Here is a 24,354-nt window from a genome sequence, read left to right on the forward strand (position 1 = left end):
AACTCTTCCTAGAGGAGAATGTCCATGACTTCGAGGGCGGCGATCTCGCCTTTCTCGAGCCGGCGCACGACATGATCGAGCGCTTCGAGCGCCCGCGGCATCTTCAGCCGACGGAGGTCGTGGCGGATCCGCGTGGTGTCGAGCGCGTTCGTCATGGACGTTGCTCCTTCGCCATCACCCGGGCGACGGCGTCGTAGAGGGCCAATGGGCGCCGAGCCACCCTGTCGCCGCAGCCGTGAAGGATAACCTCATCGTTCCTCAGACGGCGGCGCTTGTGGACGTGAATGTTGCGATGACCCGGCTCGACATGACGCTGGTGCCGGCCTTCGAGGATAGGATTGGGTGGCAATGAGCACGCCGTCCTCGAAGGTGCGAACCTCTTCGGCCAGCGTGTGTACCTCAACGACACAGCGCTTGGTGGCGTCGGGCATGCTGTATAAATTGCCGCCGACGCTGAGCATGCGCTCCCGGCTGATGCGTCGCTCGAGCTTTAGGACCGATCGGAACGGAGCCAAAGGCAGCGGCCGCAGCGCTGTCCGCTCCTCGGCGAAAGCTTCGTTGACGACATGCCTTGTGGTGGCGTGAACCCTCGGGTTTGCGACCGTGTTCAGCCAGTGACGCAACTGGGCGTTCAGGTCTTCGAGATTGCCAAAGGACCGGGCCAGGAAGAACTCCTCGCGAATGTAGCGGAACGGCCGCTCGACCTTGCCTTTCGTTTTGGCGCGGTAAGGCCGACACCCTTGGCATGGAAACCATTGTGGCGGGCAAGATCGACGAGTGCGGTGCGGCGATCCGGATGATATTCGTATTGCCTCACCGTGGAACGCTCCCGAACGATTTTTCGTTGCCTCACCATAATGTTCCCCAAGGCTGGAATTCGGATCAATGCACCATCGGCTCGATTGCCGGCTCGACGTGCATTGGGCCGAACACCATCGCGTGTGCCTTTTCCTTTCGCCAGATCTTAAAGCGGCGCTGCACCGTGCGCAGAAGATGAGCAGGATATTGCCCCGGCTGCTCCGCCTGCAGACGCACCAGCAATTCGTGGCTCGTCCGCCATGGCTCTTCGTCGAACCAGGCGCGCAGCCGACGACCTCGCTTTTGCTTCAGCTTGGCTCTTGCGGTTGGGCGGATTTCCCCCTTCGTTCCAGGCCGTCCGCAGGCCCGACAGGAACTGATCCAGCGCCGGCTCGCTCGCCGCCGGTGCCGGCGTGCAGGATCCATCCGCAATATCGACGAGGCGCTGCTGCGCCAATCGCATCTCCCGCAGCAGTTTTACCGGGTCCAGCCGCGCCTGTGTTTGCACCAGCCTGGCACGAACCTGCTCAGGCGTGCATGGATCTGCCAGCAGTCGCTGGCTCGGTGTTGCCGCCGGGTAATGGCGCTTGCGCACGCGGGCGCCATCCCGTTCCTTTCCGGCCAGCTTGAAGGAGGGCTGGAAGAAGTTCACGAACAGTCGCACCCTTGCGTAGAGTTGTGCCAGAGCCGCAGCGGCTTCTAGCCCCTCCAGCCGGCGATAGTCGACGATGCGGCGAACCACAGCGCCGTTGTTCTGTTCGACGAAGGCCTGGTCACCCTTGCGCTATGCGGCAGCGCGTGAACGCGATCCCCGCCTCTCGACAGTAGACGCGTATCGTCTCGTTCAGGAACACGCTGTCATTGTCCGTGTCGAATTCGAGAAGTTGGAACGGCAGGAGCCGCCGTATTTCAGTTAGCACCTCGCTTAACAGCTTCTGCTCACGCACCAGCAAGGGCGCGCATTCCGTCCATCCGCTCGCGATATCGGTAAGACAAAGCGTCTGTATGAAGCTTCCACGCGCCGTCGGCCCGCTGTGCGCCACCAGGTCGGCCTCGACGAATCCAAGTGCGGATTCTGCCAGTCAGAGAAGGTTCGGATCGGAACGCTGCGCCGTAGTGCGGTGGACGCTGTGTCGACGGCGTTTGGCCCACTAGCGGTGTCTCGAACCTCGCGAAGGGCCCGGTCGATCGTGGCCGCGCTCATCGCCAATAACCGTGTGCGGATTTCTGGGCGTTAGATGAAGGTGCCCATGACGCTCCATCGCCTCCACCAGAATCGAATCAGCATCTTCAGAGGCTTGCCGCAGATGCGATCCGAAGCTTCCCAAGCACGATCAGCGATTCGCGCACCGCGTCGTCATAAAGCCGGCGCTCCGGCCGCGCCCCCGAACTCCGCGCCTGTGGTCCACTCCGCAGCAAACGCATGGCATGCTTGCGGTGGAAGCCACTCACCGCCGCGAACTCATCGAGAATGCGCGACTTCTCTGCCCGATCGCCTCCGGCGTAGTGCTCCGCTACCACCTTCACCAGTTCATCCCGCGTCGCCATGCTCATCCGCCTCATCTGATTTGCTCCCGCCCAAAACTGCGGGGAGCAAATCAGATGAGGCACGGTCCAACATCCGGGAGCAGTTCAGACGACGCAATGCGAGGTCTCTCCCAGATCGCCGCGCTATAGACGAGGACACGGTTATAGACGACGCCACCGGTAGGCCGGACGTTGCGCAGGAAGTCGGTAACGGCCGTGTAGCCGCCGCCATAGCCGAGGTCCTTAAGTTCGCGGAAAAACCGGCTGCCGGTGAGCCCGGGATATCGCGTGACGCGTTCGCGAAGATAGGCCGTGAAGGGATCGATCACCGCCTGGCGCGGCTTTCGCGGTCCGTAGGCCGGAGCCTCGAGCCCGCGCTCAATGTATTTGCGCACCGTCTTGCGGTCGATCCCGCTCTCGCTGGCGATCGCCGACACCGACAGGCCTGCCGATACAAATCCAGTATCATCATCATCTCCCCGATCTTGATCACCGAAATCCCTCTCCGGACCATCGGGAGAAGCATCAACGATCACGCGCCGCCGGTCTCCCGGAGCGCGCTCCGGAAGACCGGCGACAGCGCTAAACTCGGGAAGATTCAAACGGCACTTCTGGGAGTATTGAGCCGGCATCGACAGACCCTTAGGGTCACGAATGCGCCTGATAGGCGCGCACCTCTTCTAGCCTGGCTTCTCCGGCGATCGGCCAAAAAATCGACTGAACTTCGGCCACGTATGCACGTAGGATCGCTGGTCTCCGGCGACAAATTGCGGATCGTCAGATATTCAATCATCCGCTGACGCAGAGGGCTAATCTGGATCATCTGGGGTTCTCCTGTCTGGCAGGTTGGCTCAACACCAAATCTTCTCAGGCAGGAGCCTCCTCAGACTAGACCCGCGCTCCATCTACCCCGGCAACGGTTTAGTTGTGTGCCCAGCATGTTCAACCGCTTGGGGGGTCAAAGTCCCTAGGCCCGGTCTGATGGAGGTGAAGGCTTAGCAAAGCGCAAGGGCATTACCGCGAGGTGGTGTCTAAAGGAAGCGTGGAGCAAAACCGCGATTTGACGAACAGAAACCGGATATGAGGCATCCCTGGCCGGACGAGCGGGCAACGTGTCGCGAACTCCATATCCATCAAGGGGCAGGGCTGTAGATCCGGCAGGTGCGCGGGAAAGGCGATTGAACTTACCTGGGGAGGCCTGTGCCATGTTCCGACTTCGGAACTGAGGGAACCGCAAGGTGACCTGACCGTGACGCAGGCGTCAGCAGAGGGCGTAGCAAATAATGCTGTCGGCAAGGCTACTGAGGCACTCCAAGGCCTAAAGGCGGAGCAAACGGATAGGCCGAGCCGGAAACGATGACCGAAGGCCCGAACGATTGGAAATGGCAAGTTAGGACTGGCAAATCATGAGTGGGAAAGCGGCAGAAGCCCCAGTATTCTGCGGCGCGACAATGAAGCTGCGAGCGTTGCGTCAATCAAGATGAGAATGCTGGCGGGTTGGAATGCGGGGAGGGCGTAGCCGACTGGAGTTTCAACCCGCCAGCGCCGCGCCTTTCGGGGGCGTTTGTCTGGTGATCGCGGTCGACCGGGTATGCCGGTGGTTTTTCCGATTTGGAGGAATCACTTTGTGCCCGGCCGCCACATAACCGATCACCAGATGAGGCTCTACATGAAGTTCCGTCAGACCAATTCGACAGCCGTCGCCGCGGCAAAGGCGTCGATCAGCACAGCCACGGCCTATCGCATCGAGAAGGATTCGAGGCTGCCCTCGCAGAAGGAAGGCGCCGCGGGAACGACGCCGTGCCGATCCGCTGCCGATATTTTTCAGACCGAGGTCGTGCCGATGCTGCAAGCGGCGCCCGGCATTCGCGCGATAGCTATCTTCGAGGAGATGCTCCGCCGCGATCTGGGCAAACGGCGTTCGCCGTACGCTGGAGCGGCGCATCTGCTCCTGGCGCGCCGTCCACGGCGCGAAGCAGGAGGTCACCTCCGACAGGTGCATGAGCCCGGCCGCCTCGGCCTGTCGGATTTCACCGACATGGGCAAAGCCGGCATCACGATCGCCGGTCAACCGCTCGACCATCGGCTCTATCATTTCCGGCTCGCCTATTCCGGCTTCGAGCATGCTCATGTCGTGCTCGGCGGCGAGAGCTTCGTTGCCCTGGCGCAACGTCTGCAGAACGCGCTGTGGTCGCTCGGCGAGGCTCCCCGCGAACATCGCAGCGACAGCCTCGGCATTCCGCAACCTGGACAAGGACGCCCGGGAGGACCTGACGCGCCGCTACGACGAACTGTGCGGCCACTACGGCATGACCCCTTCCCGCAACATCGCGGCATCGCGCATGAGAACGGCTCCATCTAAGGCCCGCACGGCCATCCTCAAGCGGGCGATCGACGACGCGGCTCTGATGAGAGGATCGAGCGATTTCGGCGATCTGGCCTGCTACCGCCGCTTCGTCGACGAGATCGTCAGCTGGGTGAACGCCCGCAATTCCAAGCGCATCGACATCGAGCGCGCCGAGCTCCAGGAACTGCCCATCCAGGCGCACATCCGACTATGAGGAGGTCACCGTGCGCGTCACTCATCGGGCGGCTTCACGCTGCGCAAGGTGTTCTACACCGTGCCCTCACGACTGATCGGCCATCGGCTCACGGTGCGCCTTTTCGACGATCGGCTGGACATCTTCATCGGCGGCACCGTTCTCGTGACGCTGCCGCGCGGACGTGCCTCTCCATCGGGCAAACACGACCAGGTCTTCAATTACCGGCATGTCATCCATTCGCTGCGTCGCAAACCGATGGCGCTGTTGAACCTAGTCTATTGCGACCAGCTCTTTCCGCGCGAGGCGTATCGGCACATCGACATGCTTATGGAGCGACTGCTGGAGCGGCAGGCCTGCCGCATCATGGTGGATCTTCTCGCCATGGCTCACGAGCGCGCCTGCGCGGACGACTGCCACATCTATGTTCGCGGCTGCCGCGCCGGCGAACGGTTATGGCTTCCGTAAGCCGTCTCCTGACCAAGAAGCTGCGGCTGAATGTCACGACCCAGGATCGACTGCGCCAGTGGATCGCGCTGTTTTCCATTCGAAAAAGCTTAATCTGATGGTGGACGCGCAATAGCGGCAACCCGGAGCGAAGGCTCCAGCGCAATCCGGCCAAAGCTACACCATTACCCGCGGCTCGAACTTGACGCGATCAAGCGCGATCATGCTCTTAAATTTTCGGAGGTTGGGGTTGGTATAGAGTTTTGTCTTGACGAAGACGTCGAAGGCCTCGACGTCCTCGACCGCAACGATCAGAACGAAATCGGCGTCGCCTGTAACCATATAGCATTGGGTAACCTCCTTGGCCGCCCGCATCGCGCGCTTGAAATCATCGACAAGGTCCAGACGTTCACGGTCAAGCTCTACGGTCACGACAACCGTAAGCGATTTGCCAAGAGCCTTCGGGTTCACGAGCGAAATATCCGCAACGATTATGCCATCCACACGCAACTTGTTCACTCGACGCATGCATGAGGCGGCCGACGAACCGACAAGCTCCGCGAGTTCGGCAAAGGAGAGCCGATTGTTCCTCTGTAGCGCTGTAAGGATCCTTCGGTCTAGATCGTCCATCGTGCGATGCCGCTATTTCTGACCATTTTAATAATCGCTTGACGATCATAACAATCGCATTAATTTTCGCAATGTTTGTTGCAATTCGTCCCGACAATTGAAACAAATCGGCGCTCCTGGGCCGGCGGATGATTGAAAGTGCGGCCGTAACACAGCCGAGTACCAAGGTCATGCGGTCGCGCTCAGCCTGACGGGTCGTGCTGTGGAACGATCTCCAGGTGAACCGCGGCAAGTGCGCCTACGCAGCAACGGCAGGAAGGAACGGCTAGTGCCTGCGGCGCGGCGATCAGGATGAGATTCGTATTGTCTCACAAGAGTGCTCCCGAGCAGCTCTGTCGTTGCCTCTCCTGGATGGTCCCCGTCGTCGCGACCCGTCACTCCGTTGTGCCGAACACCATTTCATGAGCCTTTTCCCTTCGCCATATTTTTGACGCGACGTTGCAGTGTGCGCAGAAGGAGACTGGATATTTCTCCGGGTATTCCGACTGCAGCCGTGCCAGCAATTCCCGGCTCGTTTGCCACGGCCCTTCTTCAAACCAGCCACGTAGTTCGTAGGTGACCTCGTCTCGTTCAGGAACACGTTGTCATTGTCCGTGTCGAATCCGAGAAGCTGGAACGGCACGAGCCGCCGCAATTCTGCCAGCACTTCGCTCAACAGCTTCCGTTCACGCACCCGCGCATTCCGTCCACCCGGCCGCGACGTCGTAAGACAAAGCGTTTGTATGAAGCTTCCACGCGGCGTCGGTCCGCTGTGCGCCACCAGGCCGGCCTCTACCAAGCCAGGCGGAGGACAGACGGCATCGCAGTATGCCAGATCTGGCGTTTCAGCCACCAAGCGGAGAGGGCGGCAATATGAAGAATAAGATGATTGGGGTGGATTTGGCGAAGAATGTAATCGTGCTCCACAGCACGTCCATGAACGGCCATGTGAAGTTTCGAAAGAAGCTGTCACGCCCCCAGTTTCAGAAGTTCATGACGGAGCATCCGTCGGCAGTGGTTGTGATGGGAGCCTGCGGCAGCGCCCATCACTGGGCTCGGGGAGATGACGAGGCTCGGCCATGAGGTGAAACTGATCGCGCCGGAATCTGTGAAGATGTGGTAATGGGCCAGGCGCCACGGTGCCTCTCCAAATTGTGCGATGGCATGGGAGGCAAGAAGCGATCAGACGCCGTAGGGCTCGTCTATCCCCACTGCGGGGCGCGCCGAACGCGTTCGAGACGGGGAGGCTCTCATGGCCTGTCTTCCGCATCGCCCGGGGTAAGCTCGCCGCCTAGGCGCTACAGCTACGGCCCACGCGTTGAGATTCCGAAAACAAAGGCCGCCGATCTGCTTTGGAAGGTCAAGACACGTACGGATAACCAAGCTTCAGGAGCTCAATTCCATCCTGCGCGGGTGGCGAACTACTACCGTCACTGTGCCTACGCCGGCCGGATGTTCACCAGTCTCGACTGGTACACTGGCATGCGTATAGTGCGATCGTTGCGTAAGAAACGCCCCAAAGCGCGGTCGCGTGACATCTGGGCGGCCTATCAGCCCAGCAGCCGCCGGCCGACGAGACGGCTCTGGCGCGAGGGATTGGTCGAGCAACACATGCTCGCCTGGACCCCCGTCTGCCGCTTCCATCTCACACGGATGGATACGGCCTGACTTTACCATGTCTTCTGGAGAGCCGAGTGCGTAACGAAAGACGCATGCCCGGTTCGGGGAGAGGCGTGAGAAACCGTCGCTGCAAGGCGGCGCGGCGCTTACCGCCTACTCAACTATCGTTGAAAGAGGCGCCGTTTGCATTCTTGACGCGGCTAGCCAGGTGAAATGCGAGTAGAAGGTGGCGTCAGGAGCCGATGCCTTGACGACCTTTTTTCGAGGTTCGGATCTCGAGGTGTCCCGGATCGGTCTGGAAGCGGGCCCGTTCTCATAAAATGTTTGCCGGCCTGCCTGACTGCAGCTGGATTCGATGTGGTGTTGCTGGAGACGCGGTATGTGAAGGCGGCTCTCTCTGCGATGACGGTGAAGACCGACCGGCGCGATGTCCTGGGCGTTGCACACCTGGTGCGAATGGGTTGGTACCGTTCGGTTCATTGTAAGGCACTTGCCTCGCAGGAGATCCGCATCGTATTGACCGCTCGCAACCTTTTGCAGGGAAAGCTGATCGTATCGAGCTCGGGATACGGGGCAATTCTTCGGGGGTTCGGACTAAAGATTAGGACCGTAACCCGCAAAATGTTCGATCTGAGAGTGCAGAACTAGTGGCCGACATTGACGACGATCGCCAATGGCATGCTGGCAGTCCGCTGCTGATAATGAGGTGGCCAAGCTTCATGAGGCGCTCCTGAGATCGCACGAGAGGATGAAGTCATCGGGCGATTGATGAGCGTACCAGGCGTAGGCGCGTTAACGGCCCTCACGTCCAAGACGGCGATCGATGATCCAAACCGCATAAAGCGATCTCGCGATGTCGGTCCGCTATTCGGGCTGATGCCGCGGCGGAGGTTACCGGCGGCATATCCAAGGCTGGCGACATGGTGGTGCGATCATCACTGTTCGAGGCCGCGACCGTGCTCTTCGCTCGGCGTGCCTTGCGTCGTCGACAGGCTGATCCAGCAAGCTCTGCTGCAGGTTCTCCAGGAGAAGTGGGATCCTACGGCTTCCGCCCCGGAACGCTCCGCTCATCAGGCGGTAGCCCAATCGCAATGCTGCATTGCCGAGGGTTACAGCTACGTGCTCGTCTTGATCTCGAAAGATTTTTCGATCGAGTCAATCACGACAGCCTGATGGCGCGCGTTCCCGCGAGGGTGTCCGACAAGCGCGTGCTCAAACGCATCCGAGTATTCCTCAATGCAGCGGTGATGGAGGGCGGCCTGGTCCGTTCGGTGGACGAGGGGACCCTGCAAAGGCGGCCCGCTCTCGCCCCTCCTAAGCAACCTCCTTGCCCGACGATCTCGACAAGGAACTGACCCAACGTGGCCACCGTTTTTGCCGCTACGCGGACGACTGCAACATCTATGTTCGCAACTGCCGCGCCGGCGAACAGGTTGTGGCTTCCGTAAGCCGGTTCCTGACCAAGAAGCTGCGGCTGAAGGTCAACGAGGCGAAGAGCGCGGTGCGCGACCGGAGGAGCGGAAGTTGCTCAGCTTCAGCATCGCGAATGACGGGAGCGAGCGGCGCATCGCGCCAAAGGCTGCGCCAAATTTAAGCCGCTGATCCGGGACATGACACGCCGGACACGGGGACTCAGTCTGCCGCAGATGATCAAAGAGTTGAACCCATACCTCGTCCGTTGGCGCGGCTACTTCGGCTTCTGTCAGACGTCTCGAGTACTCACAAATCTGGAAGCGTGGATCCGCCGGGACTACGCATGTATCCCTGCCGGCAATGGGGGAACGGGCAAAATCGCTTCAAGGAACTACGCCGTCATGGCGTACCAAAGTTCGGAGCTGCGGTTGCTGCCGGTTCACCGACGCGGTTCTGGCGCATGTCAGGACACCCGCGGTCCAACGGGCCCTGCGCAACCATTACTTCGAGTCTCACGGTCTCCCTCGACTCCATGTCTCTGCCCAAGCTTAATCCGACCGAATCGCCGTGGTACGGACCCGTATGCCCGGTGGTGTGGGAGGGGCGGCGTCGCGAGACGTCCCCCTATCCCGATCAATCAGTCTTCGCTTCACCGCAAAACCCCAACCCTCGATTTTCCAAACAGCCTCTAAAGCGCTCCTCGAACGTACACAAGGGCGTTCGAATTAGGGCAACAAATTTCAAACCAAGCCCCTTTGCATGGTCTGCATTTCAGCAGGCCGTGCATTTTGATACAAATTCTCCTCTCTACGGTGCTAGCGTTTACCATGACCATTAGGCTTTGAAAGAAACTACAAACCAATCCTGATCACCACAAGTCTAAAAAGGAGGCGCGGATTAACCGCGCGACTAACTCGAGAAGGGGAACGGAACATGACAATCTCTCGACGCGATCTCATTAAGGTTGGTATTGCCGCCGGAGCGACTTTATCTGCCCCGTCGGTGCTGACGGCACAAACGGCGCCAACCGCGGGGCGGACGGTCCGCATGGTGAAGATCGGTGAACTCCGCGTCTTCGATCCAATCTGGACAGCGGCCGGCATCACGCAAGATCACGGCGCGGCGATTTACGACACCCTGTTCGCGCTCGACTCGAAGTTTTTGCCGCAGCCGCAGATGGTAGGCAATTGGGGACTTTCTGACGACAAAAAGACCTATACATTTGAGCTTCGCGACGGTCTCGCCTGGCATGATGGCACTGCCGTCACCGCGTCGGACTGCGTGGCTTCCATCCGCCGTTGGGGCGAAGTGGCTCCCGGCGGGCAGATGATCTTGGCCCGGGCCAAGGATATCTCGAAGAAGGATAACAGAACGTTCACCATAACACTCAACGAGCCCCTCGGATTGCTGATCGACCTCCTGGCGACCTTGTCCGGATCGTGTGCATTCATGATGCGTGAGAAAGATGCCACCAGTCCTGCGACAGAACAGGTGACGGCCAATATAGGATCTGGCCCCTTCAAGTTCAACCAAGAACTCGCTCGTCCTGGGGTTAGTTTCGTTTACGATCGCAATGAAAATTACGTTCCACGCAGCGAGGGGGCCGACGGCCTGGCCGGCGGCAAGATCGTGAGAGTCGATCGCGTGATATGGGACAATATCTCCGACCCGCAGACGGCTCTAGCTGCTTTGCAAACTGGCGAGGTCGATTACCTTGAGCAGCCCCCTGCAGACTTCTACGCCTTGATCGAGAGTGATCCCAACCTTGCACTCCAGATTTTGAACAAGAGTGGCGAAGACATGTGCCTGCGCATGAACTTCCTGCAACCGCCGTTCAATAACGTCAAGGCGCGCCGGGCCATTCTTCACCTGTGTGATCAGGAAGCGTTTATGCGCGCCGCATCTCCAGACCCCAAGTACACCAATACCGTAAGGTCGATATTTGGAAACACGACCCCAATCTCCAACGACGAAAACACCGGCTGGTTTAAGAAGGGTGGCGATCCGGAAGAAGCGCAGCAGCTGTTCAAGGAAGCAGGGTATGCCGGCGAAAAGATCGTTATTCTACAACCCACTGACATTCCGTACCTGAGCGACCCATGCCAACTCTTGGCGGCCACTTTGAGAAAGATCGGTGTGAACGCCGAGCTTGCACCTAGCGACTGGGGGGGGCTTGTCCAGCGCCGGGCAAACAAAGGACCCATAGAAGACGGCGGCTGGAACATCTTCATCACTACCGAAGCTGAATATTCCCTAGGCAGTCCGCTCGATACGCCCTTGCTGCTTGGGAACGGTGAAAAGGGATGGTACGGCTGGCCGGCAAACGAAGCATATGAGGCCCTTCGTGCAAAATGGGCTGACGTTGCCTCCCTCGACGAGCGCAAGGCACTTGCTCGAGAGATGCAGCAGCTATGGTGGGACTTCGTCGGCGACGTGAGGTTGGGTCAAATCGTTTCTCCGCGCGCGCGCCGGAAGTCCCTTACAGGCCTCATCGGAATGCCACAGATCACCGCGATGTGGAACATGCAGAAGGTATAACGGCGCAATGGTCGCTTACATCCTTCGCCGAGTATTTTCGACCGTCGCCGTGATGGCGATGGTCGGGATTTTCGTGTTCCTGCTTCTCAGACTAGTGCCGGGCGATCCGGCGGCTATGATCGCCGGCAAAAATGCCACTCCACAGATGATCGCCGGTATCCGAGAACAGCTTGGGTTCAATGATCCGCTGCCGGTTCAGTTCGTACATTGGGCGTTGGGCATTCTCAGCGGTGATTTTGGGATCTCGATATTTTCTGGGCTACCGGTTATCGAGCTCATCTCGCAGCGGCTTGAACCGACCCTCTCCCTGGCGATCCTGACGATGATCGTTTCGGTGACGGTCGGGGTTTCTTTCGGCGTCCTCGCCGCGTGGCGGACTGGCGGTCTCGTTGACCGCCTCCTTGCGGCCTTTTCAGCATTTGGCTATTCGGTCCCAGTCTTTGTCATCGGATATTTTCTCATATACTTCTTCGCGATCAAGACACATTGGCTTCCGGTTCAGGGATATCGGTCCATCCAAGAAGGCCTCGGGCCTTGGTTTGTGCACCTGATCCTTCCCACCGTGGCGTTAAGTCTTGGCTTCATTGCATTCATCGCCCGGGTTACACGGGCGAGCATGATCGAGGTTCTGTCGGAAGACTATATGCGAACGGCTGCCGCCAAGGGCGCTTCGTCCTATGCCATTCTTTTCCACCATGCCTTGAAGAATGCTGGCGTCCCGATTCTGACCGTCATCGGCATAAGCTTCGCCTATCTGATCGGCGGAGTGGTCCTCACGGAAACGGTGTTCAATCTCCCCGGCATCGGTCGTCTGGTCGTGGATGCGATCAACAACCGCGACTATCCTATCATCCAGAGCGTGCTCATCCTGGTTTCGGGTCTGTACGTCTTGATCAACCTCACGGTCGATCTTGCCTATACGCTTATCGATCCCCGGATCCGGTACTGATATGACGCTCATCTCCGCACCAGTTGAAGCCGCGCCGATGGGTCGGCTATCCGATCTTCCCCGTCTGGCAAGGCGACACCCGCTGGTCCTGGTCGGCGGCGGCCTGTTGGCGCTCCTGATCATTCTAGCGCTCGCCGCGCCGCTTTACGCCGGCGACCCGGTGAACATGGATCCGTTCAAGCGCCTCCAGCCGCCTTCCGCCGAGATGTGGTTCGGGAGCGACAATCTGGGTCGGGACGTGTTTGCGCGAACGATCTTCGGCGCCCGCATCTCCCTCCTAGTCGGGCTGCTGTCGGCAGCGACCGCAGCCGTGGTCGGGCTCCTGATCGGTGTCATCGCGGGCTACAGCCGCAGCTTCGACAACGTCGTCATGCGGGTCATGGACGGCCTGATGTCGATCCCGACGATTCTGCTGGCGATTGCGCTCATTTCTCTGACAGGCCCCGGAATCGGCATCCTCATCGTCGCAATCGCGATACCCGAGACGCCAGCCGTCGCGCGGCTGGTTCGTTCGGTAGTTCTGGGTGTTCGCGGACTTCCCTATGTGGAGGCCGCGCTCTGCGGCGGGGCGCGCCTACCGAGGGTACTATGGCGACACATCCTGCCCAGCACCATTCCGCCGCTTATGGTCCAGGGCGCCACCGTCTGCGCCAGCGCGATCATGACGGAGGCGGGGCTGAGCTTTCTCGGCGTGGGCGTGCCGCCCGAGATTCCGAGCTGGGGCAACATGATTGCCAGTTCGCGCCTGTATCTCGCCATCGCCCCATTGACGATCTTCGCCCCCGGTATCTGCCTTGCCGTCACAGTCCTTGCGGTCAATCTTCTCGGCGACGGCCTGCGCGACATGTTCGATCCTCGCTCAAAGCGGAGACGCTGACATGCTGATGCGAGAATCTGCAGAGCATGGTGTGCTTCTCGACGTCCGCGACCTTGAGACGCACTTTTACGGCGAGGAAAGCGTCACCCGCGCCTTAAGTGGCATCAGCTTCCAGGTCAGGAAAGGCGAAACGCTCGGCGTCGTCGGTGAATCCGGATGCGGGAAGAGCGTCACCGCTCTCTCCATCCTTCGCCTGCTGCCGAAGCTGACCGCCAGGACTGTAGGTGGCGAGGTCCGCTTTCACGGACGTGACCTGCTTGAGTTGTCCCATCGGGAGATGCGACAAATCCGCGGCGACCAGATCGCCATGATCTTCCAGGAGCCGATGACGAGCCTGAACCCGGTCTATACGGTCGGCCAACAGATCGCCGAAGCGGTGCAGATCCACACGAAATCATCCCGCTCTGTGGCTATGGGAAAGGCCGAAGAGATGCTCCATCTCGTCCGCATAGCTGACCCGGAGCGTCGCGTGAACAACTATCCGCATGAAATGTCGGGCGGGATGCGCCAGCGCGCCATGATCGCCATGGCTCTCGCCTGCTCGCCGGAACTGTTGATCGCCGACGAGCCCACGACTGCGCTTGACGTCACCATCCAGGCACAAATCTTGCGGCTCATCGTCGATCTGAAAGAGCGCACGGGAACGGCCGTCATGTTCATCACGCACGATCTGGGTGTTGTGGCCGAGACATGCCAACGCGTGATTGTCATGTATGCTGGCCGAATCGTAGAACAGGCGAACGTGATAGATCTGTTCGCGCGTCCCGCGCATCCCTACACTCAGGGTCTCATGCGATCGGTGCCTGACCGGCGGCGCGGCCGACAGCGCCGCCTTCCGGAAATTCCCGGCATCGTGCCAAGCCTGCGCGAGCCCATCGTCGGCTGCAGCTTTGCGCCTCGCTGCCCGTTCGCGATCGACATTTGCCGCGACAAGACGCCTGCCCTGCGTGACGTCGGGTCGAGCCACGCCGCGGCCTGCTGGCGCGCCGAAGAGGTGATGGGCGCATGAACGGTCCTCTATTGAAAGTCGAGAATCTGACCAAGCATTATCCGCTCGGCGCGGGAATCTTCAAGAAAAGCATTCCGGTGATCCGGGCGGTGCAGGATGTATCCTTTTCCGTCGAGGCGGGCGAGACGCTCTGCATCGTCGGCGAATCCGGCTGCGGTAAGTCGACTGTCGCGCGGCTCTTGATGCGGCTCGTGCTGCCGACTAGCGGGCGCGTAATGATCCACGGGACCGACATTGCGGGCCTCAAGAAGGACGCGCTTCACGCGTGGCGCCGTCGGATGCAGATGGTATTTCAGGATCCTTACTCGTCGCTGAACCCGCGTCTCACGGCCGGACAGATCATCACCGAACCCGTCGAGAATTTTGAGCGCCTCACCCGCAAGCAGCGTCAGGCACTCGCCGCGGACCTTCTCCGAAAGGTCGGAATGTCGCCGGAAATGATGCACAGGCTCCCGTCCGAATTGTCGGGTGGTCAGCGCCAGCGGCTCGGCATTGCACGCGCCCTGTCGCTCAACCCCTCTCTCATCATCGCCGACGAAGCAGTGTCAGCCCTTGACGTCTCCGTGCAGGCACAGATCCTGAATCTGCTTCTGGACCTTCAGCAGCAGATGGGCCTCGCCTTCGTCTTCATCTCGCATGACCTCGGCGTCGTGGAGCACATCGCGCATCGCGTTGCCGTGATGTATCTGGGGCGCATCGTGGAGCTCGCCCCGAGCGAGGCGCTGTTCGCCAAACCCGTCCATCCCTATACTGAGGCGTTGATTGCGGCGGCACCCGTGCCGGATCCGACGCGGGTTCGGCTGGACGTGCCCGTCGAAGGCGAGGTGCCGAGCCCCATTAATCCGCCGAGTGGGTGCGCGTTTCACCCGCGCTGCCCGCTCGCGGTCGAGCGTTGCCGCATCGAAGTCCCACCTCTGGTGCCGATGGCTGACGGGCGCGTCGTGGCATGTCATGTACGCGCTCCGGCGACAGGGGTCCCGGGCCGGCTGACTGAAGCGGGCGATTATTGCTCAGTTCTGTGACATTAGCCAACAGATTGTATCACCCGGTCGAACACCTCAGGCGCGCCGCTGACACGAACACCGAAGGTCGCGCCAAGGACGGCAAGAACAACAGTTATATGAGGACGGTATGGAAAAACATTCACACGAGAACGGTTCTCACCCAACCCAGCATGGTGGCAGCTATGATACGGTCGGTTCGATTGCAACGAACGTCGCGGACGGGTTCACGATGGTCGCAGTCGGCGACCTCCTCGTGACGCGGCCGCTGACCAAAGGCCCGCATTGCGGCTTTGGGGACATCGTCAAGATCCTTCACGATGCTGATGTCACGTTTGGAAACCTTGAGACCAACATCTTCGATATCCGATCGTTCAACGGCAGTCCGCAGGCTGAATACGGCGGTGCGTATGTAATCAGTCTACCTGAGCTCGCACCCGATTTGAAGGCGATGGGCTTCAACGTCTTGAGTCGCGCGAACAACCATACGCTTGACTGGGGCGTTGAAGGCATGCGCGAGACGAGCCGACTGCTCGATCAGAACGGGATCATCCATGCAGGTGCCGGCGAGAACCTCGCTCAAGCCGGCGCTGCTCGCTTTCTGGAAACCGCACGCGGCCGTGTGGCGATGCTATCGTTCGCAGCAACGTTCACACCGATGTCGCGTGCGTGCGACCCGGCGGGTGAGGCACCGGGGAGGCCAGGCCTAAGTGCCCTCCGGCTGACGCAAAGGATTGTCCTTCCGCACGATATGTTTGAAGTTGTTAGTCACATAAGCGACTCCCTTCCTTCTTACAACCCGCCTAGGCAGGATCCAGCCAATGCCGTAGTCGCAAACTGTGAGTTCAGGGCGGGTGAGAAGCTTGGCTACAGTTTTGAGCCGAATTCGCGTGACGTCGCGGATATACTGCGCAATCTGCGCCGCGGTAAGCAGTTCGCGGATTTTTGTATCGTAAGCAATCACGGGCACGAGCCGGGCAATTGGAGTCCGGAGGTGCCGGACTACGAACAAGCGTTTGCCCGCCAATTGATCGATAGCGGGGCCGACGCTTACGTCGGCCATGGGCCTCACCAGCTACGAGGGATCGAAATCTATAAGGGTCGTCCGATCTTCTACAGCCTGGCGAACTTTATCTACGACCCGCTCAGGACACCGACTGGATCAGACATGTACGAGGCCTACGAGAAAGATCCCCTCATTCACACAGATGCGGAGGTGACTGTAGACGAGGAATTTGGCGGCGGACACGACAATCTCGGCTTCGCCGACCCAGTGTATTACGAGAGCGTCATCACAGTCAGCCGCTTTGAACAGAACCGACTCTCCGAATTGCGTCTTTATCCGGTCGAGCTCGGTCTAACGCAGAGGTTTGCCAATCGCGGCGTTCCTCGACCTGCCAGTCATAGCCAAGGGAAGGCCATTCTAGAGCGCATGCAAAAGTTATCCGAGCCGTTTGGCACCAATATCGAAATAGAGAACGGAGTCGGCCTCGTGAAGATTATCAAATGATCGTGTGAAATCAACAAATGACTGACACTGCTTGATGGGCTCGCACCACGAACATGCGCCTCGATCCGTCAAGGATCACACAAAATGAACAGAGCTAACTCACAATCGGGGGCAAACCGAGGAGCACGTGCTTGGTGGCGATTATAGTACCCGATGATTGCTGAAACTCAAGTGACAGGCTCGTGTGCGGGCCCCCATTCTTCGATGCTATTTTCGGCGTACCCATAGCTGGTGAAGAGCCGTTCGTCGAGATGGCGTAGTCGGGGCTTCGGTTCCGGAGACGCCGGTGCTTTCCTGACCGGCATGTTCAACTCTCTACGCAAGCCTGAATGTGTCGCTTGAGCTGACGCACTTATGCGTCTTGGATGGCGATGGTCGGCTCGGGCACGAGTCCCGGGTCGGAACTGAGCCCGGAGACGATCGCCACGGAGCTGAAGAGGATCGGGACGGCTCCGAGGCGGGTCCCGCTATCGCAGTTGCTGCTCTTCGGACTGGGGGACGCCGGAGGCCAGCCATCTGCATCGAGGGGCGGCACGCGAAGGCTGCGATGGTCGCGATGAATCGCAACAAGAACGACCGCAACGATGCGCGCTCCATCGCGCATCTGATCCGGTCCGGCTGGTTCAAGGCGGTAAACGTTAAGTTAAGTCGGTGATGAGCCCGGAGCTGCGCTCGCAGCGGGTGACGCGGGACTTCTTCGTCAACAAGCTCCGGGACCACTAGAACGAGATCCGCGGGCTGTTGAGGCCATCGAAGGTCGGACGTGTCAGTGCCAGCGGCTTCGATACCCGGATCCGTGGACTGGTCGGCAATCCGCAGCTTGAGTTCTGCATTGGTGCTCTGCTTGACGGCCGTGCCGCGATGATGGCGCAGCTGTCGGTGCTGCATAGAGAACTGCTGAGGGTCACGGCCAATGACTAACTGTGCCGGCCCATACCCGGCGTCCGGCCGGTAACAGCCTTGGCCTTCAAGAGGGCCATCGACGATCCGGCGCGCTTCCGGCGATCAAACGTTATTGGCGCCCATCTTGGACTCACGTCGGGACAGTATCAGTCAGGCGAGACTCATGTCCGAGGTCGCATCAGCCGATCGGGCGATGCGTTCACCGAACTGCGCTGTTCACGGAATGGCAGAACCGGCCGCTGGATGCAGTCTATCCGCGGGTCTTCTTCGACGCGATCCGGCTCAACACGGGGGACGAGGGCTTCGTTCGCAACAGGCCATCTACATCATGCTCGCCATCCTGCCTGACAGCACCAGGAGATCCTCGGCATCTGGATCGAGCAGACCGAAGGCGCCAAGTTCTGGCTGCGCGTCATGAACGAGCTGAAAAAGCGTCGCCGATCGCTGTCGTCGACGGCCTCAAGGGCCTCCCTGACGCGATCGGCGCCATTTTTCCCCAGACAACGGTCCAGACCTGCATCGTTCACCTGATCCGCCATTGGCTCGAGTTCGTGTCGTGGAAGGATCGCAAAGCCGTTGTGCCGGCGCTCAGGACCATCTACCGGGCCAAGGCGCCGGCGCCGGTATGAAGGCCCTGGAGGACTTCGAGGCCGGCTTCTGGAGGCAGCGCTCATCACTCAGAGCTGGCGACGCAACTGGGAGCACGTCGTGCCCTTCTTCGCCTATCCCGAGAGCGTGCGCCGCATCATCTACACGACCAACGCCATCGAGACGCTGAACTCAAAGCTGAGACGCGCCGTCCGCACCAGGGGTCACTTCCCCAATGACGAGGCGGCAATGAAGCTGCTATATCTAGTTTTGAACCACGCGGCCGAGGAAGGGAAACGGCCGCCGCGCGAGTGGTTCGAGGCCAAGACCCAATTCGCCGTCGCCTTCGGCGAAAGGTTCGTCAGCCGAAACCGGCCTCGCGCACAGAATTCCTGACAGTCCCCACGAGCTTCGAGAGGGCCCCACGATCAATCCGAGGTCCGGACAGGGATGAGGCGAAGGCCGCACGACTGTCTGATACTGCTTCAGCGCGCAACCGCAAGCCCGCCGTGTAGCATCGTCCGCCGCACCTTTGACCCCCATTCTGAGGCGAGCGATGCCGACCGTGAACAGAAGCATTACCCCAGATGGACCCAGACGGACCGGGATCGACCAAGCTTGGCACCGAAGCCCCGACTACAGTAGGCACTCGTCGGGTAGTGGGCCATTGAAACTTTCCACGGAGCCGTATCCGGCATTTTTTCTCGGTGCCATTGTTTGTTCTCCGAGTCGCTCGCCCAAGATCGTGACGTGGAGCATGGCATCAGCCAGCAGACGCTTCAGCTTCTCCTCCTCAAGGCTCTTCAGCCGCTTCGCTTCCGATACATCCATGCCGCCATACTTCGAGCGCCATTTATAGAAGGTCGCGTGGCTCACTCCGTATTTGCGGCACAGCGCGGTCGCCGAGAGCACCGCCTGGTGCTCTTCAAAATGCCAACGATCTGTTCGTCAGAAAACCTTGATCGCTTTGTTGCTTGTCTCCTCATCCGAGGAACAGGCTAACCTCAAAGCGAAGGACAATTCAGAGGAGCACGTCACTCGTAGTGCGCACATGACGGTCTCGTTTCATACATCCAACGTTTTTGACGGAACTCTCTCCGGCCCTTGCGTTATTTTCGGACTACGGGAAGCGCTAGGCGCAAGGCTAATTCCCAATGCCTTGCCGACGGTAGTGCCGATAGTGCCACAAGACATAGAATTCGTAGATGAGACGCGATGCCACTGTGGGTTGCGTAGCGCAAGGAGAAGCAGTGTGACCGTGCAGACGACGGACAAGGGATGGAACCCGGCTGTCGGCCCGTTGCTGAGCTCAGACAAGCTCGATCCGGCTTTACTTGACCAAGCAATTATGGAGATGAAGCGCGATGCAGTGCCTGGTCTCGCGCTCGGTGTTTACTACGAAGGCCACGCTGCCACTGCGGGCCTCGGGGTTACTAATCTCATCGATCCAAGGCCAGTTACTGGCGACACTTTGTTTCAGATTGGGTCTATCACAAAGACTTTCGTTGCGACCGCCATCTTGCAATTGGCCGAGAGAAGGCGGATACAGTTGGACGATCCCATCCGCGTTCACCTGCCGGAATTCTCTGTGGCTGATCCAGATGTCTCGGCGGCGGTCACCATCCGCCACTGCCTTACCCATACGTGTGGCTGGGAAGGAGATTTCTACGAAGACACTGGTTGGGGCGAGAATGCGTTAGCGACAATGGTTGCGCGGATGTCCAAGCTAAGGCAGGTCACACCTTTCGGCGGAATGTGGTCGTATAACAATGCGGCCTTCTACGTTCTCGGCCGCGTTCTCGAGGTAGTGCACGGGCGTCCGTTTGAGAACGTAATGGAAACATCGCTGCTCGCACCGCTCGGCATGGATGGCGCCTGTTTTTTTGCCCATGACATGCTCTACCGACGCTTCGTTGTAGGGCACGCGCAACACGGAGAAGAGACCGTCGTTGCAAGGCCATGGGCGATGCCCCGATGTGGCAACCCGCTTGGCGGGTTGATAGCAAGCGCTGAGCACCTTCTGAAGTACGCCAAGTTCCAGCTGGAGGGCTCAGCGGTACTCGGAGAGGCTATGAGGCTTGCCGCCTTCGAGCCTGCAGGACCGACAACCGACACCGCGGAGATCGGGTTGGGCTGGTGGCTGGACGATTCATCTGGAGAACGGGTCGTCAGCCATAGTGGGAGCGCAAATGGCCAGCAGTGCTTGTTGGCAATGATTCCGTCGCGACGCTTCGCCATTGTGGTGATGACCAATGGCAGGGGTGGCTCGCTGACATGGCAGCGACTTCTGCATTGGACGATGCAGAACTACTTCGGCCTAACGTCGCCGCGGGTTCAGGCGCACGCAAGCTGCGACGTCGACACGTGGCTGGGAACCTACGACACGGTGCTGGAGCGTCGTGTATTGCGGTACGAGGGCGAGCGACTTGTCCTCGATCGAACGTGTGGCGAGTGGCTCGATGGCATGTTTCCTCCTCCGAGGTCGCAGCAAGGCATCGATGTGCAACCAGCTGGTGAGGACAAGATGCTGATTTACGCCGGCGAACGCACCGAAGAGGTCGCCACGCTATTGCGCGATACGGGCGGGGACATCCGCTGGCTGCGCTTCGGCTTGCGTGCCGCCCGACGAACGTAACTCTCCGGCTCCTTTGATGAGCCCGCCTAATCAAAGTATAACTTGACACTGGCCGGCTGCATCCAACCTTCCGGCAGCGCTTGACTTATGCATGTCAGGCCGACATGCATCTGAAACACCCTTACCCGCTTGCCTTCAATCCATTACCGCGCGGTCAGCGGCCCCTGAAACACCATGGACATGGCGGCCCCCCCCGCATCCGGCCGCGCTCTTCGGCCGCTAGCGCGAGAACGTCTTGGACCCGGAAGCGCATGGCGCCCCTGGAAATCATGGCAGGCGCGGACAACAAGCAGCGACAGGCGGGGCGGCCAAACAATCGCGCTCTTTGTTGACTATCTGCGCGAACCGGTCTCGGCCTTTCCCGATCTGAGCGTCGCCGTGCGCCTGACGCGCGAAATTCGTGAGCGCGGCTATGACGGCGCCTACACCGCCGTGAAACGCTTCGGCCGCGATCCGACCGGTTCGAGACCCCGGCCGGATATCAAGCACAGGTCGACTTCGCGCGTTTCCTCACCGAGTTCACCGACGCGCCGGGCGTGATGCGCATTGTCTGGCTGTTCTCGCTTGTGCTTGGCCACTCGCGTTACATCTTCGCCCGCTACGTCATGCACTAGGACCTGCAGACGCTGCTGCGCTGTCCATATCCTTGTGCGGAGACGGCATCATGCGGACGTTGTTCTATGGGGCTGCACCAACGCTGATGCCTCACGTGACGAAATGGTCGTCCTCAAAGCCTGGGCGATGAACGTCGCCAAGCGGCGCGGGATGCGCTAGGCAATCGTCGCGCTCGCACGTCGCCTGATCGTGATCATGCATCGCATGTGGCTGGACGCCGAGTTCCGCTGGACGCGAGAAACCATGACGTTGGCTATCTGCCAAAAAGGCCGGGAAGGAGAGGCAGAGAGTTCAGATTCGTCGGTGCAGATGCGACGGCAACGGCTGCTACGGCAGACCGCACAACTACCCTCCGCTCAACGGGAGACTCCCCGCGTTCCTTGAACGCCGCTCTCGGCGGTTGGAGACATTCTCCTGAACAAGCACCCCGTGAACGCGGGTGGCAATCCACAATACCAATGCATCTTCGTTACTTACCGAGACCAGTGCGTGTCCCATGGTTGAATCGAAGTAGCTGCTGTCCCCCGGGGAAAGACGAACGTGCGCATAGTGTTGGGTACACAGCAGCACTTCACCCGACAGAACATAGAAAAATTCCTCCCCCATATGCCCCTCGATTCTGGAAAACTCCTCAATCGAGTGCGCACGCACGCGCGTCAGCAGAGGCGTGAACTGTTTGGTTGAAAGGTCGGCACACAGCATAGCGTATTCGTAGTGAGGCGTCTTTTGCAGGATGCCCTGGCCTGCGCGGGTCACGACCAAGCGCCCTGCGGCGCCCTTCTTGGTGGGGCTGCCGAAGAGTTCAGTCACATCGACATCAAGTCCGGTGGCAAGACGCAGGATCGTGTCGTAAGTCGGCGAGACCTGCCCGTTTTCTATTTTTGATAGTGCAGAAACAGATAGGCCTGATTTCCTTGCCAAATCACTCAAGGTGATCCCGAGTTCTTTTCGTAGCCTATGGGCAGTAACGCCGATCGGCGGGCACTTATACTCCTCCTTCACATATTCCAACTGTGCCATCGCTATTTCTCTTCCATCGTATATTCCGTCAGTTTTGCGAGAACGCTGGGACATCGAGACGTGTTCTTTGTCTCGGAGGCACCACCGACGCACTCCTGGCTAGCTTTCCGTCCCCGCGCCTCGGCGACATCATGCGGCAAAGCCAATATGGCACGAGAGACCTAACCAAATTATCTTATAGGCAAAATCCTTTCTTGCAATGCGATTCTCGCTTGAAGCGCTACAGGAACCAGTGGAAAGCCACGCGTCCGCAACATTAGAGCCTGAGTCATAAAGACCGCTTGGGTTTCACGATGTTGCGAGCCGCCCGCGTGAGCAGGCGGAGGCTGGCGATGAGGATTCATGCTTCGGTGGAGGCAGTCGTTCTCTCGAAATCCCGGCGGCGGCAGCGGCCGAGCGGCGAATGTCCGTTCCACCACCCGTCTGTGCCGTCAGAGGTGAAGCTGCTGCGCCAGCTCGAGGAAAGAGAACGCCAAGCTGAAGCGGATCGTCGCTGACCTGTCGCTCGACAAGGCGGTGCTGCAGGACGTTCTGCAAAAAAACTCTGAGGCCTGCCCGCCGTCGCCAGCTATGTCGTCGCTCACAACGATCAGGGCGCTCCCGAGGTTGTTCCGCCTCATTCTTATGATGCCCAGCAAGGCGAGAGCCCGACCGATCCCGAAGAGATGCATGACCCGCGAAAGATGTCGCACGCCGGCGAAGCGGAGAAGCTCGACAAGCGCTTGACTTCAACCTGTCGAATAGAGGATCAACCCTCGGACCCGCAGTGTAGGGCGAGCCACCTCACCGGCAGAGGCGGACACGGTCTTACGGTGGGAAACCGCTATTCACCGTAGGCAGGAACGGCGGGCCGGGCACGATGGTGTTCGTGCATCGGCCACGACCGCACCGCATGTTCGTGGCAGAGGGCAGGCAGATCCACAAGGTACGAAGTGGCGCGGCTATGCAGTTGTGTCGCTCAACCTTCGCTTTTTGAGAGCTGCAAGAAGGTTGTCACCAGCCCGGATGATGTGCCCTCCCATAAACTTCACGACGTTAGCATCGCGGTCTTTGCACATGCTTAGAATTTGTCGATGGTCGCGCTCTGCTTCATCGAAACCAAAGGTCACAAGTAGCTGAATCCTGATGTAGCGATCAATCTGGATATTGATGCCTTGGAGAATGGCGAGTGTTTGAATTCGTCCCGCAGGCAGGTAGAGGCTGCGGTGGAACTCCCAGTTCAAAGCGCCTACCCTGGCAATGTCGCGATTGTGATATGCGTCTTCGAGTTGTTTCAGGATTTCCTCGGAGTGAGCCAGGTCTTCGGCCGACAGGTAATCTAAAGAGCGACTTAAAATATCGCATTCCAGCATTGCCCGAAGGTCGAAAAGTTCCCTGATCTGATCGACCGGCAGTGCCGAAACAATCGCGCCCTTATGAATTCTGGAAACAATCAGTCCGGCTGCTTCCAATTGGCGAAATGCCTCGCGCACAGGCATTCGGCTGCATTCGTATTCCGTTGCGATCGTCTCCTGGATGAGCGAGTCGCCCTCTTTGAACTCGCCACTGAGAATGCGTTCGCGCAACGACTCTGACAGCGCCTCAGGCAGGCTCTGCCGTTGAAGGCGAAATTTTGAGCGCTGATTTTTCTGTTCGAGCATCTTGTTGATCACTGATTGTATCCAATAGCAGCTTTAGTAATTTACGCCAAAGCGTGGTCGCACGGAAGGCCATCTTTTGCGGGAAAAGGGATCACATCAAGGGCTAGCCGGGTCT

The 24,354-nt window shown here is 59.5% G+C and carries 16 protein-coding genes and 11 pseudogenes; 17 read left to right on the forward strand and 10 right to left on the reverse strand.

Annotation, left to right across the window (positions count from 1 at the left end):
* Window positions 1–11 precede the first annotated feature (11 nt).
* From AC0L15_RS08305 to AC0L15_RS08320, 4 genes and pseudogenes are all read right to left on the reverse strand, one after another.
* Window positions 12–155 (reverse strand): annotated as a pseudogene (locus tag AC0L15_RS08305) (AAA family ATPase); the annotation flags it as partial.
* A 93-nt stretch (window positions 156–248) separates the two neighbouring features.
* Complete coding sequence (locus AC0L15_RS08310) at window positions 249–623, reverse strand: Mu transposase domain-containing protein (RefSeq protein WP_473496185.1); 375 nt, start codon at window positions 621–623, stop codon at window positions 249–251.
* A gap of 259 nt (window positions 624–882) precedes the next feature.
* Window positions 883–2,361, reverse strand: a pseudogene (locus AC0L15_RS08315) (transposase).
* 35 nt (window positions 2,362–2,396) lie between these two features.
* The gene (locus AC0L15_RS08320; protein WP_473496186.1) at window positions 2,397–2,861 is read right to left on the reverse strand and encodes a hypothetical protein; all 465 of its coding nucleotides are present in this window, start codon (window positions 2,859–2,861) and stop codon (window positions 2,397–2,399) included.
* A 1,091-nt stretch (window positions 2,862–3,952) separates the two neighbouring features.
* On the opposite strand from AC0L15_RS08320, the pseudogene istA reads away from it, so the two are divergent.
* Window positions 3,953–5,270, forward strand: a pseudogene (gene istA / locus AC0L15_RS08325) (IS21 family transposase); the annotation flags it as partial.
* Window positions 5,271–5,489: 219 nt separating this feature from the next.
* Here istA and AC0L15_RS08330 read toward each other — a convergent pair.
* The 3 genes and pseudogenes from AC0L15_RS08330 to AC0L15_RS08340 all read right to left on the reverse strand — a co-directional run.
* Window positions 5,490–5,783 (reverse strand): Lrp/AsnC family transcriptional regulator, encoded by a 294-nt coding sequence (locus AC0L15_RS08330; protein ID WP_473496222.1) that lies wholly within the window; start codon window positions 5,781–5,783, stop codon window positions 5,490–5,492.
* 30 nt (window positions 5,784–5,813) lie between these two features.
* A pseudogene (locus tag AC0L15_RS08335) lies at window positions 5,814–5,942 on the reverse strand (Lrp/AsnC family transcriptional regulator); the annotation flags it as partial.
* Between the two features lie 562 nt (window positions 5,943–6,504).
* Window positions 6,505–6,732: pseudogene (locus AC0L15_RS08340) on the reverse strand (transposase); the annotation flags it as partial.
* A 1,577-nt stretch (window positions 6,733–8,309) separates the two neighbouring features.
* Here AC0L15_RS08340 and AC0L15_RS08345 point away from each other — a divergent pair.
* From AC0L15_RS08345 to AC0L15_RS08400, 12 genes and pseudogenes are all read left to right on the forward strand, one after another.
* Complete coding sequence (locus tag AC0L15_RS08345) at window positions 8,310–8,714, forward strand: transposase (RefSeq protein WP_473496187.1); 405 nt, start codon at window positions 8,310–8,312, stop codon at window positions 8,712–8,714.
* A 154-nt stretch (window positions 8,715–8,868) separates the two neighbouring features.
* Window positions 8,869–9,135 carry a hypothetical protein gene (locus AC0L15_RS08350; protein WP_473496188.1) on the forward strand — a complete coding sequence of 89 codons (267 nt, stop codon included), beginning with the start codon at window positions 8,869–8,871 and terminating at the stop codon, window positions 9,133–9,135.
* Between the two features lie 52 nt (window positions 9,136–9,187).
* On the forward strand, window positions 9,188–9,646 hold the full coding sequence (locus AC0L15_RS08355) for a group II intron maturase-specific domain-containing protein (protein WP_473496189.1): 459 nt from the start codon (window positions 9,188–9,190) through the stop codon (window positions 9,644–9,646).
* A gap of 241 nt (window positions 9,647–9,887) precedes the next feature.
* Window positions 9,888–11,492 (forward strand): ABC transporter substrate-binding protein, encoded by a 1,605-nt coding sequence (locus AC0L15_RS08360; protein ID WP_473496190.1) that lies wholly within the window; start codon window positions 9,888–9,890, stop codon window positions 11,490–11,492.
* Window positions 11,493–11,499: 7 nt separating this feature from the next.
* The gene (locus tag AC0L15_RS08365) at window positions 11,500–12,441 is read left to right on the forward strand and encodes an ABC transporter permease (RefSeq protein WP_473496191.1); all 942 of its coding nucleotides are present in this window, start codon (window positions 11,500–11,502) and stop codon (window positions 12,439–12,441) included.
* Between the two features lies 1 nt (window position 12,442).
* Entirely contained in the window at window positions 12,443–13,318 is an 876-nt protein-coding gene (locus AC0L15_RS08370) for an ABC transporter permease (protein WP_473496192.1), read from the forward strand.
* A 7-nt stretch (window positions 13,319–13,325) separates the two neighbouring features.
* Window positions 13,326–14,327 (forward strand): ABC transporter ATP-binding protein, encoded by a 1,002-nt coding sequence (locus tag AC0L15_RS08375; protein WP_473496223.1) that lies wholly within the window; start codon window positions 13,326–13,328, stop codon window positions 14,325–14,327.
* On the forward strand, window positions 14,324–15,349 hold the full coding sequence (locus tag AC0L15_RS08380; protein WP_473496193.1) for an ABC transporter ATP-binding protein: 1,026 nt from the start codon (window positions 14,324–14,326) through the stop codon (window positions 15,347–15,349). The genes AC0L15_RS08375 and AC0L15_RS08380 overlap by 4 nt, the downstream gene beginning before the upstream one ends.
* Window positions 15,350–15,458: 109 nt before the next feature.
* Entirely contained in the window at window positions 15,459–16,838 is a 1,380-nt protein-coding gene (locus tag AC0L15_RS08385; protein WP_473496194.1) for a CapA family protein, read from the forward strand.
* A gap of 741 nt (window positions 16,839–17,579) precedes the next feature.
* Complete coding sequence (locus AC0L15_RS08390; protein WP_473496195.1) at window positions 17,580–17,759, forward strand: hypothetical protein; 180 nt, start codon at window positions 17,580–17,582, stop codon at window positions 17,757–17,759.
* 12 nt (window positions 17,760–17,771) lie between these two features.
* Window positions 17,772–17,936, forward strand: a pseudogene (locus AC0L15_RS08395) (transposase); the annotation flags it as partial.
* 26 nt (window positions 17,937–17,962) lie between these two features.
* A pseudogene (locus AC0L15_RS08400) lies at window positions 17,963–18,725 on the forward strand (IS256 family transposase); the annotation flags it as partial.
* A gap of 297 nt (window positions 18,726–19,022) precedes the next feature.
* Here AC0L15_RS08400 and AC0L15_RS08405 read toward each other — a convergent pair.
* Window positions 19,023–19,315 (reverse strand): annotated as a pseudogene (locus AC0L15_RS08405) (transposase); the annotation flags it as partial.
* A gap of 266 nt (window positions 19,316–19,581) precedes the next feature.
* Between AC0L15_RS08405 and AC0L15_RS08410 the strand changes: the two are divergent.
* From AC0L15_RS08410 to AC0L15_RS08420, 3 genes and pseudogenes are all read left to right on the forward strand, one after another.
* On the forward strand, window positions 19,582–20,964 hold the full coding sequence (locus AC0L15_RS08410) for a serine hydrolase domain-containing protein (RefSeq protein ID WP_473496196.1): 1,383 nt from the start codon (window positions 19,582–19,584) through the stop codon (window positions 20,962–20,964).
* 324 nt (window positions 20,965–21,288) lie between these two features.
* Window positions 21,289–21,575, forward strand: a pseudogene (locus AC0L15_RS08415) (IS21 family transposase); the annotation flags it as partial.
* Between the two features lie 29 nt (window positions 21,576–21,604).
* Window positions 21,605–21,825, forward strand: a pseudogene (locus tag AC0L15_RS08420) (IS110 family RNA-guided transposase); the annotation flags it as partial.
* A 99-nt stretch (window positions 21,826–21,924) separates the two neighbouring features.
* Here the strand turns inward: AC0L15_RS08420 and AC0L15_RS08425 are convergent.
* On the reverse strand, window positions 21,925–22,599 hold the full coding sequence (locus AC0L15_RS08425; protein ID WP_473496197.1) for a helix-turn-helix domain-containing protein: 675 nt from the start codon (window positions 22,597–22,599) through the stop codon (window positions 21,925–21,927).
* 431 nt (window positions 22,600–23,030) lie between these two features.
* Between AC0L15_RS08425 and AC0L15_RS08430 the strand changes: the two are divergent.
* A pseudogene (locus AC0L15_RS08430) lies at window positions 23,031–23,170 on the forward strand (IS3 family transposase); the annotation flags it as partial.
* Between the two features lie 370 nt (window positions 23,171–23,540).
* Here AC0L15_RS08430 and AC0L15_RS08435 read toward each other — a convergent pair.
* The gene (locus tag AC0L15_RS08435) at window positions 23,541–24,251 is read right to left on the reverse strand and encodes a GntR family transcriptional regulator (RefSeq protein ID WP_473496198.1); all 711 of its coding nucleotides are present in this window, start codon (window positions 24,249–24,251) and stop codon (window positions 23,541–23,543) included.
* Window positions 24,252–24,354 lie beyond the last annotated feature (103 nt).

The sequence above is a fragment of the Mesorhizobium sp. WSM4846 genome (assembly GCF_055811415.1).